9 protein-coding genes and 4 pseudogenes are annotated in these 16,099 nt (G+C 40.6%); 2 read left to right on the top strand and 11 right to left on the bottom strand.

Annotated features, from left to right (window positions below; translation table 11 throughout):
- Positions 1-9: 9 nt before the first annotated feature.
- From LIT25_11365 to LIT25_11350, 4 genes and pseudogenes are all read right to left on the bottom strand, one after another.
- Positions 10-1,356 (bottom strand): annotated as a pseudogene (locus tag LIT25_11365) (IS3 family transposase).
- Positions 1,357-2,147: 791 nt separating this feature from the next.
- Complete coding sequence (locus LIT25_11360; protein ID USK35839.1) at positions 2,148-2,924, bottom strand: arylamine N-acetyltransferase; 777 nt, start codon at positions 2,922-2,924, stop codon at positions 2,148-2,150.
- 244 nt (positions 2,925-3,168) lie between these two features.
- A complete protein-coding gene (locus LIT25_11355; GenBank protein USK35838.1) occupies positions 3,169-3,987 on the bottom strand; it encodes an NAD(P)H-binding protein in 819 nt (272 codons plus the stop codon).
- Positions 3,984-4,379: a MerR family transcriptional regulator gene (locus LIT25_11350; protein ID USK35837.1), complete on the bottom strand. Its 396-nt coding sequence runs from the start codon at positions 4,377-4,379 to the stop codon at positions 3,984-3,986. Before LIT25_11350 ends, LIT25_11355 begins: the two co-directional genes overlap by 4 nt.
- A gap of 632 nt (positions 4,380-5,011) precedes the next feature.
- Between LIT25_11350 and LIT25_11345 the strand changes: the two genes are divergently transcribed.
- Positions 5,012-5,824 carry a glycerophosphodiester phosphodiesterase family protein gene (locus LIT25_11345; protein USK35836.1) on the top strand — a complete coding sequence of 271 codons (813 nt, stop codon included), beginning with the start codon at positions 5,012-5,014 and terminating at the stop codon, positions 5,822-5,824.
- Positions 5,825-6,211: 387 nt separating this feature from the next.
- Here the strand turns inward: LIT25_11345 and LIT25_11340 are convergent, their stop codons facing one another.
- Positions 6,212-6,769 carry a dihydrofolate reductase family protein gene (locus LIT25_11340; GenBank protein ID USK35835.1) on the bottom strand — a complete coding sequence of 186 codons (558 nt, stop codon included), beginning with the start codon at positions 6,767-6,769 and terminating at the stop codon, positions 6,212-6,214.
- Between the two features lie 788 nt (positions 6,770-7,557).
- Complete coding sequence (locus tag LIT25_11335) at positions 7,558-10,650, bottom strand: peptidoglycan-binding protein (GenBank protein USK35834.1); 3,093 nt, start codon at positions 10,648-10,650, stop codon at positions 7,558-7,560.
- 649 nt (positions 10,651-11,299) lie between these two features.
- On the opposite strand from LIT25_11335, the gene LIT25_11330 reads away from it, so the two are divergent.
- A complete protein-coding gene (locus LIT25_11330) occupies positions 11,300-13,024 on the top strand; it encodes a hypothetical protein (GenBank protein USK35833.1) in 1,725 nt (574 codons plus the stop codon).
- Positions 13,025-13,245: 221 nt separating this feature from the next.
- Here the strand turns inward: LIT25_11330 and LIT25_11325 are convergent.
- The 5 genes and pseudogenes from LIT25_11325 to LIT25_11305 all read right to left on the bottom strand — a co-directional run bounded on the left by LIT25_11325 (position 13,246) and on the right by LIT25_11305 (position 16,098).
- Positions 13,246-13,869 (bottom strand): annotated as a pseudogene (locus tag LIT25_11325) (IS3 family transposase).
- 389 nt (positions 13,870-14,258) lie between these two features.
- Positions 14,259-14,774, bottom strand: a pseudogene (locus LIT25_11320) (transposase).
- Positions 14,775-14,989: 215 nt separating this feature from the next.
- Positions 14,990-15,363, bottom strand: a pseudogene (locus LIT25_11315) (IS3 family transposase).
- On the bottom strand, positions 15,323-15,658 hold the full coding sequence (locus LIT25_11310; protein USK36239.1) for an IS3 family transposase: 336 nt from the start codon (positions 15,656-15,658) through the stop codon (positions 15,323-15,325). Before LIT25_11310 ends, LIT25_11315 begins: the two are co-directional and overlap by 41 nt.
- A 179-nt stretch (positions 15,659-15,837) precedes the next feature.
- Entirely contained in the window at positions 15,838-16,098 is a 261-nt protein-coding gene (locus LIT25_11305; GenBank protein ID USK35832.1) for a helix-turn-helix domain-containing protein, read from the bottom strand.
- Between the last annotated feature and the right edge of the window lies 1 nt (position 16,099).

The raw sequence follows: 16,099 nt of genomic DNA, 5'->3' as shown, positions 1-16,099 counted from the left end.
CAAATATTATTAAGCAGCTACCGGGGATTGAACTCTGTATTGCACAGGGCTCAATCCTTTTAGTTTTGCTTTTATTCGTTTGTGATTGTAATAGTAAATATATTTTTCTAGTTCTCTCTTAAAATGCTCCATACTCTCAAATTCTTGGAGATACAATAATTCAGACTTTAATAAGCCAAAGAAATTCTCCATGACTGCGTTATCCAAACAATTCCCTTTACGCGACATACTTTGCGTAATGTGATGTTCTTTCAGTAAGTGTTGATACTTTGTCATTTGATAGTGCCATCCTTGATCGGAATGGAGAATAGGTGTCTCTCCTTCATTTAAACAAAGGAAGGCTTTATCTAGCATCTTTGTCACAAGTGAAAATACAGGTCGTTTCTCGATATTATAAGCGATAATTTCTCCATTAAAGAGGTCAAGAATAGGGGATAAATACAGATTCTCACCAAATAAATCGAATTCCGTAACGTCCGTAACCCACTTTTCATTCGGTTTATTGGCCTTGAAATCACGTTCAAGAATATTAGGTGCGACTTTCCCAACTTTTCCGCGATAAGAACGATATTTTTATGCGTACTAGACATTTTAAGCCTAACTGATTCATTAGACGGCAGACTGTTTTATGATTGATTAAAAAGCCTCGATTATGTAATTCTAGTGTGATACGACGATAACCATATCTGCCTTGATGCTCATCAAAAATTTGTTTAATGACTTCCTTTACTTCACTATATTTGTCTGGGCGATTGAGCTGTTTTACCCAGTAATAATACGTGCTTCTTGCGATATTAGCTACTTTAATTAAGTGAATCACTTTAAATTCATGCCTTAGTTCAAAAATTACTTGCGCTTTTTGACGTTCTTCAATTTTCTCTCCTCTTGAACTAAGGCATTCAACTTTTTTAAATAGGCATTCTCCATTTTTAGACGTTCAATTTCAGCTAATAGCGCTTCTTGTGAGCCTTCTACTGGTTGTTTTTTCTTAATGTCTTTTTTCATGGATGGACGCCCTCGTTTCTTTGAATAAAGGACGTCTATACCTTGTTCTTCTAAAACTTTTTTCCACCGTAAAATGGTTGTTGGAGCTGAAATATTAAAGATTGCAGCTGTTTCTAAAAGAGACGTCCCTGTGTCGTTCATATAATTAAGTACGTCTATTTTAAATTGGGCAGAGTAATTTGTATACCGTAATTTTAAACCATCTGGACCATGTTCATTATAAAGGGCTACCCATTTTACAATGGATTTATGATCAATACCAATTCGCTTTCCTATGTCTCTATAGGATTCAGTCCCTTCAATATAGTCTTGAACTGCCTTCATTTTATCTTCAAATGAAAACTTTCCCATGAAAAAACTACACCTCCAGTTGTTAGTTGTGTCTAACAATTGGGGTGCAGTTCAGAGCCACCCTCCACCATGGGGTTTTTTCAATCTAAAAACGACTTCTTGAAAGGTAGAATCTAATGCGTGGAATCTATATGAACATCTTATTAGTTGCTGGGTGGCTTCTATTGGCTTTCAGCTTTTACTTGTTTTTATTGTCTTTTATTGAAACAAAGGCATTTTTTATCGGTCTTCTCTTTCTTACTATTGGATTGCTTTGTCTTTTTATCTTAAAAAAATCTAAAAATCAACAAGGTAACATTCTATCCCTTTACAAATAGGTAGAAAACCTTTACCAACGTTAAAACACCTAACCATTGGGGGGGGCGTTCATCAGACCGTAAGAAGCTTTATTCCGATTATTATCGGTTCGTTGTTGATGAAAGCAGCGATTATATATATCTAAAACCGAAGCTGAAGTAGTAAAATATCCGCAACCTTACAAGAAAGGGATTCTTACGGATACCTTCTTTTGAGTATTGGACAGCATAAAAGCCCTCCTAACGGAAGGCTTTTTCTACTTTTTGTGAAACTTATTCGATTAAGGCGCCCTTTAATGGAAGATCGTTCTTGAATATCCAAGCTGCACAGGATAGCGCCCTATTAAGTTGTCAAAATTTTAAACCATGTTTAGCCGAGTTTTCATCTATAATTGGATAAGGTTGTACGTCATTTTTCACAACCACACGAGTAATTTACTATAAATTTGGTTCCAGCTACGGATTTTTGTGATCATTTTCTTTTGATTGAGTGTTTTATATCTCAAAATGCTGTTTCAATAGCTCTTTGAATCTCACGTTGTCAATTTCCTCTTTTGTAACTATTCCATCAATCCACTGTGTAAATGAAGTATTTGTTAATGTTAAATTTCCTCCAGTTGTAAGTCGTGTAATTAAAGGGTTTTTGTTAAATGGAGATTCGTGATGTTCAGCGATGATCGTTTGGATCTCATTAAATTCCGATACATCGTTTATAGGCTTCTTGGAATCGAAGGCATATCCTATTTTCCAAGCTGTATCCTTATGTTTCAACTTCATTTCAAGAACATAGTCTCCATGTTCACTATTCACTTTTTTGATCCGAAATTCTCCATTATTAGAGGTTATGGTCTCCCCAGTTAAAGGAACAGGTTTTAATGGCAAATTCCCTCCAAAGCCCGTATCTATTAAATATGTTTGTTCCTCGTGAGTTATAAGAATAGTTACATGAGTTCTTCCAAGTGTTAGATACTCTTGAGTAGCATTTTCGTAAACACCCCCGCGTGCTAGGACTGCGTTAAAACCATTTTCGATTAAGAAGAAATAGAAAATCGAATTTAATTCATAACAAAGACCACCTTCTTTTTTTACTAGTATTTTGTTGATTAAGTTTTCTTTAGTGATATCACTTGTTTTATTTTCAATAATGCATAAATTTTCAAAAGGGATGTTTTTTGCTGTTTTTTCAAGAACGTTATCCAACGTTTCAAATGTAATATTCTCGTTTTCTGGAATACCGATTCTTTTACGAAATAAAGCATTCAGTTCACTCATTAATTATTCCTCCAATATATAGTTCTTTTTTAATTAATTCTCCTATCGCAGAGGGTATGCCTTCAGTGTTTTGATTATACTACACTACTTTTATTTAAATTTTATTTCCTACTTTTTATTCCTTTCCTTCTTCAACAAATTGTCCCAATACATAAAGAAAGAGCACAATTCTTGCTACAGAATAGGGCCCTTTAATTGCATAGCTTGAGATGCATATATATCATAAATAATTAACATATGTTCGTTAAATGAAATGATGTACGTGCTCGGCGGCCCACTGGGTAAAAGTCCGTGCGGGCAGACCAGTGACCTGCTCGACGGTCGGAACCACTGTGTACGCAGATTTTGGAGGGTTGGCATACCATCCTAAGACGAAATCGATGGCGTCCTCTGGCGATCCCTGCTCCCGCATACGTTCGCGTGCCTGATCTTCGGTGAGCTCGAAAAACTGGATATCCCTGTCGATCGCTGCTCCGAGAATCCGAACCTTATCCAACACTGTCAGTACCTCTGGACCAGTCAGCGTGTAGGTTTTTCCGGCGTGACCATTACCGATTAATGCGGCTACCGCTACGCTAGCGATGTCGGCAACGTGGATCATAGCGCTGGGTGAGTCACCAAATGGCTCCCGGACAATACCTTCTAAGCGAATAGACTCTGCCCATTGAAGCGCATTTGACATAAACTCAACAGGCTGGAGAAAGGTCCACTCGAGGTCACTGGCTTCTACGCCCCTCTCCACAGGTCCCTTCTCGCCATTCCATAAAACGGTGACTCGCCGCACCCCTGCCTTTTCAGCCAGTTCAACAATCTCGGGTCCGGTTTGCAGTGGGGTGTAACCGTCACTATTAAAGGTGATCAAGTGTATACCAGTAACGCCGTTCAGCGCAGGCGCAAAAGTCTTTGGCTCAGTAAGGTCACCATACACTACCTCCACCCCTTCAGGTAGCTTAGCACTTGACGGGTTGCGCGTGAGTGCACGCACATGATGGCCAGCCTTGACAAGCTGGTTGACTATATGACGACCGACATTTCCTGTTGCTCCCGTTACTAAAATTGTCATTGTTCATCCTCCTCTACGGGTACCCACTTATCCCTGTTTTCTTTCATTAGGTTGATTTGCTTTTCCAAACGGACTTGCGCCTCATCCAATGCCTTTTTTTGCCGGATCACTTCATTCAGCTTGGTTTCATACATTTGCAGCAATGCTTCACAATACTCGTCTTTTTTGTCGTACCCTTGATCTTCAGGGCAGTGCAGAATATCTTTAATCTGGTCGGTTGTTAGACCTAAATTAAGATATAGTTGGATCGTATTAATAGCTTCGATAATCGAATCATCGAACTCGCGATAATTATTGTCAAGACGAGGAACGTTCAGTAATCCTTTCTTTTCATAATGTCTTATGGACCGAGCACTGACACCAGTGATATCCGTAATTTTACCGATCTTCAAGAATCGCATCCCCCTTTCAAATTAGGTATAGTTTATTATAAAGCTTAACACTAGTGTCAATGTCAATAGAAAGGAACGAGGGGTACGGCAAGAATTCGTTCTTTTTGGGGCCACTCATAAACAAGAGAAATTTTTTTATAGAAGATCTTCGTTACAAAACGGTCACTTTTTGAGTGGCCGATCATTTACAATAAAGTTGTTTAATATAATACTTTAAATATGTAGAAAACCGTTCATAAATGGAACGGTTTTCAAAAAATAGTTATTTAATTTTCTTCACCCTAATACTTACTTTTCCAAAAATAAATAACAATAAAGTGGTTTAAAACTGCGTATAATTGCGCAATCGCGCCCGGTTGTTGAAGATGCTATATTTCATTTTTTCTAAGAGAAAGTTCCGTTTAACAATAACCCAATAAATCGATCATGTATTCGTGAATAGAGAGTCTTTTCACCGTACAGGTCAATGGCAGATTGAAACACATAGTCAATAATTTACTTACAGTGTTTTTTCAGTGAACGACAAAAAACAACAAAATTATCTTAAAAGTAATAAAAAATTAATGTGCTATTTACACTGTTTATGTATTGTTAAATCGCACCAAATATTAAAGAATAGGAAGTGGAGAACAGTGAAAAAGAAAAGAATCTTGTCGTTGACTGTGCCGTTTATGTTGGCAACATCTTTGTTTGGAGGTGCTGCAAGTGCAGCCCCGAATGATAACTGGTTACAAAGCAGCAAAACGGAGTTAAGTGCTCATCGTGGTGCACAAGTGGCGGCTCCTGAAAACACATTAGAGGCGATAACTCAGGCTGGACTATTAGGATATGGCTTTGTTGAAATTGATGTCCAAAAAACCAAGGACGGCCAATACATATTGATGCATGATAAAACGGTTGACCGCACTACGACAGGCTCTGGAGAGGTAAAAGATTTAACATTAGAAGAAATTCAAAGTTTTGATATTGAAGATAAAGAAGGAAATGTAACAGATTATAAAGTACCAACACTTGAGGAAGTGTTAGAGGAAGCTCATAAATACAATATTGGTATCAATTTTGATGGTTCAAAAGGCGACTGGGATGATAAGGAATTCGTAGACAGTATTATGGAAGAAGCTGAGGAAGCCAAAGTATTAAATCATTCATTCTTTGTACTAAGTAATGATGATATTCGAAATCAATTTAACGAATGGTACCCAGAAGCAACTGTGACATTCCTTGGAAATGCATTGAAGAATGTAGATGCTGATATTGAAGAATTAAAACAATATGATAACGCCATTTACTCAACATCAATTAACAATGTAGATGAAGAAACTGCCAAAGAAATTAAAAAAGCAGGCCTAAAACTGCATGTATACTCAGTTAACTCTGCTGAAACATATGAAAAAGCGAAAAGTATTCATCCACGATTGATTGAAACAGATGTGATTATACCTTAATATCATTGCTGGAATAAATGAATATGACAAAAGTGTCCTACGTAATGGGACTTTAAGAAAAATATAAAATCTCGTCAATCGATTGTGAATTGGCGAGATTTTTGATATTTAAACACGGATAGCACTGTACTTTTTATCAACACCAGCAATTATCCTCCACAATCATGGCCCTTTAACGGAATAACGAGCGTATTCCAAAACTTTGGGATTGCGCCCATTTCTGGAGTATCCTATTCTCGCTTCTATGTGTTTACTTTTTTGACACCATACCCATAGAAATCAGACCAGTTTGTTCCTCAGAAACAAAACCGAGTAGTCGGGTGGTGCCCTCAGTGCTTTCTCGGTAGTCCAGTCTTATTTCTTAGTTTTTATGTTTCCTTCTTAGGCCTATTTCACAACGCGGAACTGAATACTTGTTCTTTCTCCGATCTCCCTTACCCTGACCGTTTCCAAATCAATCGGAGCTTCGCATATGTGCTCAAACAGCTTAAGACCACCACACAGAAGAACTGGCATGATATCGATCTGCAACTCATCTACAAGCTCTGCTTTTATGCACTGTTGGACTGTGCTTGCGCCACCTATGACCGTGACGTCTTTATCTCCTGCGGCTGTTTTGGCTTGAGCAATAGCACTTTCGATACCTTGAGTTACGAAGGTAAATGTTAACTCATCTGTTTCTTTCGGATGTTTTTTTGGTTCGTTTTCGCAAAGTACAAAGATAGGCACTTGATATTCATAATTTCCTGCGTACAAATCCGGGTCATCTAACATGGCATAGGCGTTCCTTCCCATGACAATCGCTCCTGTATTTCGTATTGATTCCTGCAGAACTTCGCTTTTTCGCAGCTCTTCTAGATCCTGATACAGACGGCCTACACTACCTTTCCTGTCGTTGATATACCCGTCTAGTGACATGGTCATTCCTAAAACAACTTTTGCCAACAAAAATTCCTCCTTTTCCCGTGTTTTCTTAAGTTTATCAAATCTGACTGAAAAACCCCTGACACCAACGGCATCAGGGGTTTGCAGGTATTAATATTGAGACATATACTGTTCTCTTTCCCAAGGGTGAACTTGTGTTCTGAACATATTTCACCCTTTTATTTCTTTTTAAAATATGGATTAAATGCTGTAATATCAGCAGATTACTTTTTTAGGTTTTCAAAATATATCCTATCTTTTTAAATAATTTTGGTCATTTTTTGGTCGAGATTTTGGTCATTCATTCTACCTTACTTATTGGTTCCGGTAAGGGTAACAAATTGAGAATAACCCTACTTATGCTTCATGAAATTATTTCTGTGTTATCGAGGAGGTCGCTCGTGTCAAACTAGGATCATGTAGTATATTTACGTGATTGACTTTTTATCGACAACGCTTGAATTCGAGCTCTTCCCGGTTAATGACAACTCCGTCACTGCCATACCATGTTGATTTTAAGTTGTGATTCGACATTACGAATATGCGATATTAACCCCCATCTTCCGCCGAACATTTTTCCCCACAGTAATCCGACAGGAGTGGGAGAATCTATATCAAGGACAACCGATCCTGAGGCCCCTTCAAGACAGAACATGCCGTCTGGATTTTCGTCACTTCCTTAACTCACGGACTGTTCAATAAGATAAGTATATACTAGGACCTGCCGTACGTATGGCTTAGTTGTCAATCGGTAGGGTAGATTACTGAATCAATCCTATTGTACAACAGGGATTTAGTGGAACTTTTGATTAACTCTCCGGATTATCCAACGCATCTGACCGAAGACTTCGTAAATGAGGACTTGCTTTTAAATCAGAGTTAAAGAGAGTGCGCCAAGTTTCAGAACCAACTATTCCGTCAACCTGAAGCCCGAATCTTTTTTGAAATTCTTTTACCTTCATCTGAGTGTTCGGGCCAAAAATACCATCAATTTTAACTTCAATATTCGCTTCATTGAGGCGAGCCTGAATCTTTTTCACGACCATTCCCTTATCACCTATATTCACAAAATGCCCGGGATAAGGTGCAATAGATGTATCTTTAATGGTACTATCGACGATTATTTCCATTACTTCAGATATTCCAGACTTTCGTTCACATTCTATGGGAATTTGTCTCCCTGTAAGCGGGTTGTAGGTTACCTCGACAGGGACCATTTGATCAGTCGGTAGTACTTCAATCCATTGGTCGAAAACTTGGAAGTTCTTATCTTTATTGTTAGGATCCCGATTTGGATCGTTCGGGTCTACACGGAAGCCATTTTGTAGTGGATAAAAACCATGCTCAAAGACCTTTTCAACTGGAGTTGAAGTAACCTTGTTATCAACGTTTAGCTCAGTTTCCGGATAAGTGTTGACTTTATTGGACTCCTCATGTTTCTCTGCAACTTGAGAGCAAAGATAGTCGATTGCGTTTTGTATGGTGACTGTCGCTTCAGGTTCTAGTCCCAACCTCGTTTTGATTTGGTTTAGTTCATCTTCTGAAGCATCGTAATCACATTTCAGGCCATCAACCCCCTCTATATTAGCGTTTTGTAGCCAATTTATAGCAGCCTTCTCCTTTCCGGGCCGTACGGGGATAACTGCTTTAACCCAGGGTGCGTTAAGGAAGGTATTTCGCAAATTGTCCCCGTCTAATTGCAAAAGCCATCCGAGCGAACTGCCCAAAGGTGCTGGTTGCGATTTTTCAGTAATCAGGTAATTGTCTTTCCGCGGAGGACTATCTGGCCAGGGAACGAGGTTACCGTCAAGCTGTGTCTGGATGTCGGACAAAGTCTTAAATTTCTGCCTTTGCTTACGGGGCTTCCACCACTCTGGAGCTACAAAGTACAGCATCTTATCAATATCAAAGATTGAGTTTATCAATTCCGAGAGAACGTGACGGCCGTGCTCGCTACCTTTTACCACATTGTCGTACTGAGCATCAGTCATCAAGGAACGTATGAGCCTACGGTAAATAATGATGCGTTCTTCTTCTCGCAACTCTTCAAATTTGCGCTTGTTGATCCCGCTGGCAAATTCGACACGCTCCTTAACAGCCTTGTAAAAAGCTTCTTTGGTTTTACGGTTATTTTCGTTGGTTGCTGCAATACCCTCTTCTATCTTCTTTTTGTTGGCGGCTGCGATTTCTTCTCTTTTGGCTGTGCTCGCTGTATATCTCAATGTTCCACCGACTACAAAGTCTACGCGTTTGTCCCATTCAAGGCCACCAGGACCCGTGATGACACCAATTTCAAGCTGTTTAGTTGGCGTAAACCGAGCCCCGAAACCCCAAACTCCGTGGAAATCATCACCAGTACCTGAGATCTGTGCGGCCGGAATGATTCCTTCAACAACGACAACTTCAAAACCGTCTGGTGCCTTCGGGGGATCGATCGTCGTAAGTGTTACAAATCCGTGTTGTCGTTGGTCGTCGAAATCCCATTTCGCATTTGCTGTAAAAGGGATCACTTGATCGTCAGGAATGGCTATTTTTGTCGGGTCCGGCACCGGCACGAGATCGGTCGGTTGGGCGTAATGAATCAATTCCGCAAGTCCAAGATCTTCACCGGGATCTTCAACAAAGGTCTCCCAACATAGATAAGTACCAATATCTTGGATTTGTACACCAACCTGTCTCATCTTTCTACGTAATTCATAGTTAATTAGCTTTTTTGTGTTGTTGGCTATAACATACCGTTTACTTGACGTGTCTGTTACCTCTGTAACAGTTTTAAAAGTCGATTTATAATTTTCACGTATTTCGCTTGATAGCTTTTCGCTCTGTGTTCTCATCCTTTTATGAGTTTTTTCCCTGGCGGACTGTTGGGTTTTGTCCATGTTAAGGCTTGCTGTGGCGGAAGCGTCTCCAGTACCCCACGATTGATTCACGGTGGTTGAGAAACCAAGTTTAAGATCTTCTTTGTTTTCTTCCTTAACCGCATCACTTATGTCATCTTGGTCCGTTATACTGGTCTCCTTTTTTTTCGTGGTTTCAATAAATGTTTCAACGGTCTTTTCGGTAGTAGTCCTCCGAGTACTAACCTCTACCAGTTCTACTGTTGATCCAGGACTTAGCCATACGTGGCCGGTTGGCGTCCCAAGAAACGTGTCCAACTCAAAGAAATACTGTCGGAATAAATGGACAATACCAAGCGGGGACAATGCAGCATTTTTTACGTCTTTTTTTGGATCAAAGGTCAGGTAAGGGTCCGTAAAATCCATGTCTTTCTTGTTTAACGCTTGAAGAAAAGAGTACCTTGAGTCCATGTCCAATTTTTTAAAAAAGATATTGTTTAATTCAGTGACGCGACCATTTACAACTAGCTCTTTAATGACCCCTGCAATCACTGTTTCATTGGCGATACCACTCCTCACCTCTTCTTTACATTTTTCCTTTTTTTCCTCCGTGTCGTTTTGTTCGCAGCAGCTGGCTAAAACTTCATTGTAATGGTCGATGACTTTGGTTCTAAGGATTTCCGTAAGAAAGTCATTGTTCACAAGGTGCCGCCACTCATCTTCCTTCTTTGGAACCTTTCCAAAATAATAAATTTTTTCGCTGATTTGCTGAAGTACAATGGAATCCTGGGGAATTAACTTAGGAGCAGCAAATCCCGCAGGCTCCAAGTCGGGAGCCGAAATTGAACATTTTTTATCGAACTTGATATTTGCCTTGTCTTCCAAATAAGGACTCAATCGAGATAATAGAGCGTTATTTTCATATTTAATATTGTTTTTGATTCGGTCGAGCTGCCTTTTAGAATTCCAACCGATCAAGGAATGATATACGCCAAAGAGCTCACTAGCGTAAGGTAGTACGGATTGATAGTCGGATAAATTAGTTATTCTCTTAATGTTTGACAAGTTATGTACCCCTTTCGTCTTAGATGACTAATACCCTAGCCGTCTTATGACATAGGTATTCCCAATTATCAGAGTATATATGTATTATTAAACCAATAAAAAGTGTGTGTGGTTTGAAGCGGTTTCTTTAGCAATTGCGGCAGCGGGACATCTTTACCGCTGCATACCAAAAATAGGTGGAAGTCAATAAAAGGCAGGAGGGGTGAGAGCAAAAATGCATTTTAAGCCTTCATTGTAATTAGTAATTTGGGTATATTAAAAGGATTTTATTAACAGTCGGTCGACGCTTGGACAAGCACCGGGTTCATTGATTGAGTGTTGGTCCTCTCAGTTAAGAGCTTGGGGGTTGCACGGCAACTTCTTTTTCTTATTGAACTAGTGAATAGAGTCTGACCTTTAAGCAAAAGATATACATTGACTAGACGGATGGTCTAATAAGGAATCGAATCAGCACAATAAATCCTCAAACAAGCAAACAATCCTGTATAACAAAGTTCCGCAAGTCGCCATTGTCACGATTTTTTATGTAAAAAATACAATTGGAAATATCTATAAGTATAATACAGAAAAGTGCAAAGACATATTAGTGGTTTATAGTTCTGCCCAACCAACAGATAAAGTAATTCAATAATAAAGGAGGATAAAAACTATGGGAATACAGTTTAAAATTGAGATGGTCGACGTTCTGAACGGGCCACTGGCAAGCGACGCGGCGTTGACAATAGAACGGGAGGACTCCTCCGGGGTTCACTCCCATACCATCCATACCTCACAGACATACGTCATGCCCGCGCCACCCCCGGATACGAAAAGGCTGACTATAACGGTGGAGCATCCTGACTACGTTACCCAGCGCGTGACGGTGACACTCGGCACCGTCCCCTATTACTGGGACAATCGCGGCTGTGAGCTGATCATGACTCCAACCTCCGCCGACCTGAAGGTCATCATGGGTCGGGTCCAGCAGGCGCCGATCACCGCTCCGCCATATAACGACAAGACCAAGGGCGACAAGCCCGGAGTGTTCTACCGGGGCGGCGTAAGCGGTTCCAAGTACTACGCCATCCTCGGCCCGTTGTTGAATCAAACCACCACGGTGCGCACGCTGGAAGATGCCCCGATAAGCGGGGGCCTGCCGAGAAGGCGGCGTATCGGGAATTTCTCCATGCTCAAGACCGCGGCGGCCAATGGATGGGACCGCTTTAACACCACAGACCTTCCGGTCAGGCTGGACGCCAACGGCGGCTTCCTCTGGCTTGAGTACGGTAGTGTCACCGGCAAGCGTCTAAAGGAGCCCCGCTTTCTGATAGCGGTCTTGGCCCCCGCCCTAACCGGCGCGATACCGTTCGATGGGCTGGACTACATCGTCTACTTCAGCCCCAGCACGGCGAATGGGGAATATCCCCGATCGCCCTTTCCCTTCCGGGTCAACTACCCCTATACCGTTTTCCCGGAGAACACCATGAGGCAGCCCTACGTCAATCTCGCCTACCGCCACCTGTTCGAGAACGCAGTGCTGGCGCAGGCATCGATCGCATCCAAAAAGCCCGCGATCATCGTCATGCCGATTTTCCCCGCCGTACCCGACATAGAATCCAGGCAGATGTGGCAGCCGTTCAACTCCCAGGAGGGAATCCACAGGTTACTGCTTGAAATCACGCAGTTCCTGCACGGCTTCGGCTACGCGACGGGCTCTGACTTCAGCCGATGGCAGGGTGCCTCTGCACCCGAGAACCAATTACCCGTTGTGACCAGACCACCCGCCTCCAGCGCAGTCAATCAGCCGCGGCCGAAGATCCGGAATGTCACGGTAGCCGGTTTCAGCAACTCCATTAAAGGGGTGTTTTCCTTAATCGGCAAACCCGAACTTGTGGACAAGGTTAAATACCCTCCGGCGCTTTTTGGCGTCCCCGGCGCTTTGCCTACCAAGCAGTTCGCCGACGTCTGGCGGGAGATATGGGACCTCGACTTCGAACTTAACGAAAAAGGAACCGGCATCAAACGGAATACCCTCGAAAAGTCGCTGATCGCGTGGTTGAATGCCGGCATAAGCAACCGTCGGCTGCGTATGTATCATTCGGGGTATACGACTGACAACGTTCGACCCGCCATACTTTTTCCTGCGCTCGCGGCGCTGCCTAAGACCGTGATCGCCCCACCCGCCGTCGGCAATGCCTGGGCCGAGGAATGGCGCGACCCCTCTGGACGCTGGTCACTGGCTTTCTTCAGCACGGCCTACCTCCAGGCCAACACCCGACCGCCTGATATCCAGCCGAAAATGCCTCTGCTTACGGAAAAGTTCTCGAAGGACGCGGTCCACCCTTTCTCCTCTTCGATCGGCTTCGGTCACGCCGCGAAACTGCGACTCACGTAAGTAGCGTACGGCATGCCCCGAGCTGCGATTATGCTGTGATCAAAGCTGTGACATCTTCGGAGGCCTTGGTTTTGTCACTGCTCATACTGCTCATGATTCTTCGACATCTCAGGCATAGCGACGGGGCGAAGTAGATGGATGGTTGCTTTAGGCTTAATTTAGGAAAAAATAAAAAAGAGACCAAAAATGTTTTTTACAGATTATGGTATGTCAACACTAAACTAGACAGTTTTCTTAAGGTGTAAATTTTTGTATTCTCGTGGGCTTAAATAACCCAATGTTCCATGAATTCTTGTTCCATTAAACCAGTTCACATAATCAAATAGTTCCCTCTTTAAGTCGGATAGTGATTCGAAGTGGCGTTTTTTCACAAACTCTGTCTTGATAATTTTAAATGTTGCCTCCGCAACCGCATTATCATATGGGCAGCCTTTCATACTCATAGATCGCTTGATTTCAAACGTTTCTAAGGCTTCGTCAATCAATTTATTCTTGAATTCACTTCCACGATCCGTGTGAAATAACTTGATCTTGTTTAGATCAATTTTTATCGAAGAAATCGCTTGATACACAAGCTGTGCGTCCTTCTGTGGACCAGCACTGTATCCGATAATTTTCCGATTATAAAGATCAACAAATACACATATGTAATGCCATTTTTTCTCGACTCTCACATACGTTAAATCACTGACAACCACGTCGTAAGCTGCTTCTTGTCTGAACTCACGGTTTAGCTCATTCTTTTGCTTCGATTCATTACACGTTGAGACATGGGGCTTGAACTGGGCAATGGTATAAGTGGACACTAGGCCTTGCTCTTTCATCACTCGACCAATCCGTCTTTTATATTCTTGTCTTCCATAAGGGGTCCAGACAACATTTTAACCTTTTTATACGTCAATACATTTTTTTCCATTATCTGATACATGGTAGATCTAATCTATACATTAAGTATCATTCTAAAATTATGAAGTTCCAATGAATATACTAGACTATCAAAAAAACTTAGCGTACCAAGGGATAGCAACTTTTAGCGTAATAAAAACCGGCTTTTAACTTCCATAAATTGTATTAACGTATATTTTCGTCAAAATGTTTGCGGTACCCCATGTCCATCAAGCTAACCCAAAGAATGCTTAGAGTAGAGCCGTTTCCACAAGAAACCCTCTATGTTTGACTAAAGAAAGGCATGCCAAATACCAAATATGCCAAAAAACAGGTCGTTTTTTTAGCGCTATGCTGCTTTCTTTTTGCACATGGTATACTGATAAACAACACCCAAGATATCAAAGACTGTTTTCTTCTCATACCGATGAGATTTTCGTCCGTTTTTCTGTAGGAGGTTGAACAGGCGAAGCAGAATCTTTAATAACTCTTGAGTGCTTTTTTGTATAGCCCTAAATAAAAGAGGAAAGTAATCCTTGATGATATAAATGGCTTTATACTCACTTAGTTCCCTTTTTTTCTTATCAAGAAGTAATTGCTTCATTTGAAACATAGTGGAAGAACAGAGAAGGATGCCAATCAGTTGGCCATAGAGATGGCATTCTAATCGCTCTCGTTTGATTTCTTTACAATGGTCAATTTTAAAGAAGGATTTCCATGTTTTAAACAGTAATTCAATCTGCCAACGTAGGGAGTAAAGATCGTGAATATGTCCCGTCGGGACTACTTCCGCAGGAAGATTAGAAATATAAACGTTCATCGCGCTAAAACGCTTACTTCGTTCTTTCATGACAATGCCCTTCTTGCTCACGTAATAGCATTTACTGGGGAAAGTTATAGGCTGAAAAATGCCCTTTCTTCTGTTAAGTTACACAACGAAAATTAGATTAAAAGAGAGCTTGCAGGTCTCTGCATTTTTCGCTGCAATTCTCTGTATTTTCTGCTTGCAAAAAACAAAAAAAGGAGCTTCAAATTGGTCTTACCCCCGTCAAGTAGACATTTAATTAAAAGGTGCACTTATTAGGCAGCCTTAGCCCTATATTCAGTAGGGCTAAGGTTATTTAATTTTTTTTGAAAACGTTTATTGTTATAAAACTTAATATAATTTTTTACTGCTGTCTTAACCTCTTCGAGGTCTCAAATTGGTATCGGTAAAAACATTCAGTTTTAAAGTGACTAAAAAAACTCTCCATACATGCGTTATCTAAACAATTTCCTTTTCTAGACATACTTTGCTTAATATTGTATCTTTTTAATAGTTGGTTATATCTTATTGAGGTGTACTGGAATCCTTGATCGCTATGTAATAGGAGTCCTTTTACGTCTCTTTTTTTTATGGCCTCTTTTACAGTATCAGCTACTAGCCTTAGGTCTTTTATATGAGACAATCTCATTGCTATAAAGGTCTAATATCGAAGATAAATAGATTTTTTTCCCATTAAAAAGTAAGTAGGTTATATCTGTTACCCATTTTTCATTCGGGCGTTTAGCTGAAAATTCTCTATTTAAGTAATTATCGGAAAGGACATATTTTTCTTTACGCCCAAAGTGCTTCCACTTTTTTTTTCGTATCTTTGCTTGAATACCATTCGTTTTCATTAAACGATAAATTTTCTTATGGTTGACTTTCAGTCCATACTCTTTTTTTAGCCAAGTTCGAACTCTTGGATAACCGTAGCTCCAATTAATATCAGGGTCTTGTTGGCATTCAATAATTCTAGATACAATCGATTGATCATCTAAATCCCTTTTAGTAGGGTTACTCTGACGTTTTAGCCATTTGTAATAGCCACTCTTTGATACGCCTGCAATTATACATAAAATACTGATAGTAAATTGATTTTTAAGCTCATGAATGATTTTGTATTCTATTGATTTTTCTTTTCCTGCATCCTCCTCCTTTTCGCATCTAAGAGCTTTTTTAAATAGGCATTCTCTGCTTCTAATCGACTTATTTTTTCTGTATCGCTTTCATAGTCTTTTTTAGGTCTACCTTTAAGTGGGCTACAAGATGTTCCTCTCTTTTCCTCTAACCCCTGAATTCCTTCTCTTTTATAGTGAGCTATCCATCTTTGTATAGTTGTATATCCAATCCCTAACTCTTTGGAAATTGATTGGTATGTCAACACT

The sequence above is a fragment of the Bacillus sp. F19 genome (genome assembly GCA_023823795.1).
In the GTDB taxonomy this organism is placed as follows: Bacteria; Bacillota; Bacilli; order Bacillales; family Bacillaceae; genus Bacillus_P.
Note: the sequence above shows the minus strand (reverse complement) of the source record. Positions and strands in the feature narration are given on the sequence as shown.

Bases quoted from the DNA above. Each gene is read 5' to 3' on its own strand.
- LIT25_11360 (USK35839.1), bottom strand. From the start codon at position 2,924: ATGAGTGAACTGAATGCTTTATTTCGTAAAAGAATCGGTATTCCAGAA.
- LIT25_11355 (USK35838.1), bottom strand. From the start codon at position 3,987: ATGACAATTTTAGTAACGGGAGCAACAGGAAATGTCGGTCGTCATATA.
- LIT25_11330 (USK35833.1), top strand. From the start codon at position 11,300: ATGGGAATACAGTTTAAAATTGAGATGGTCGACGTTCTGAACGGGCCA.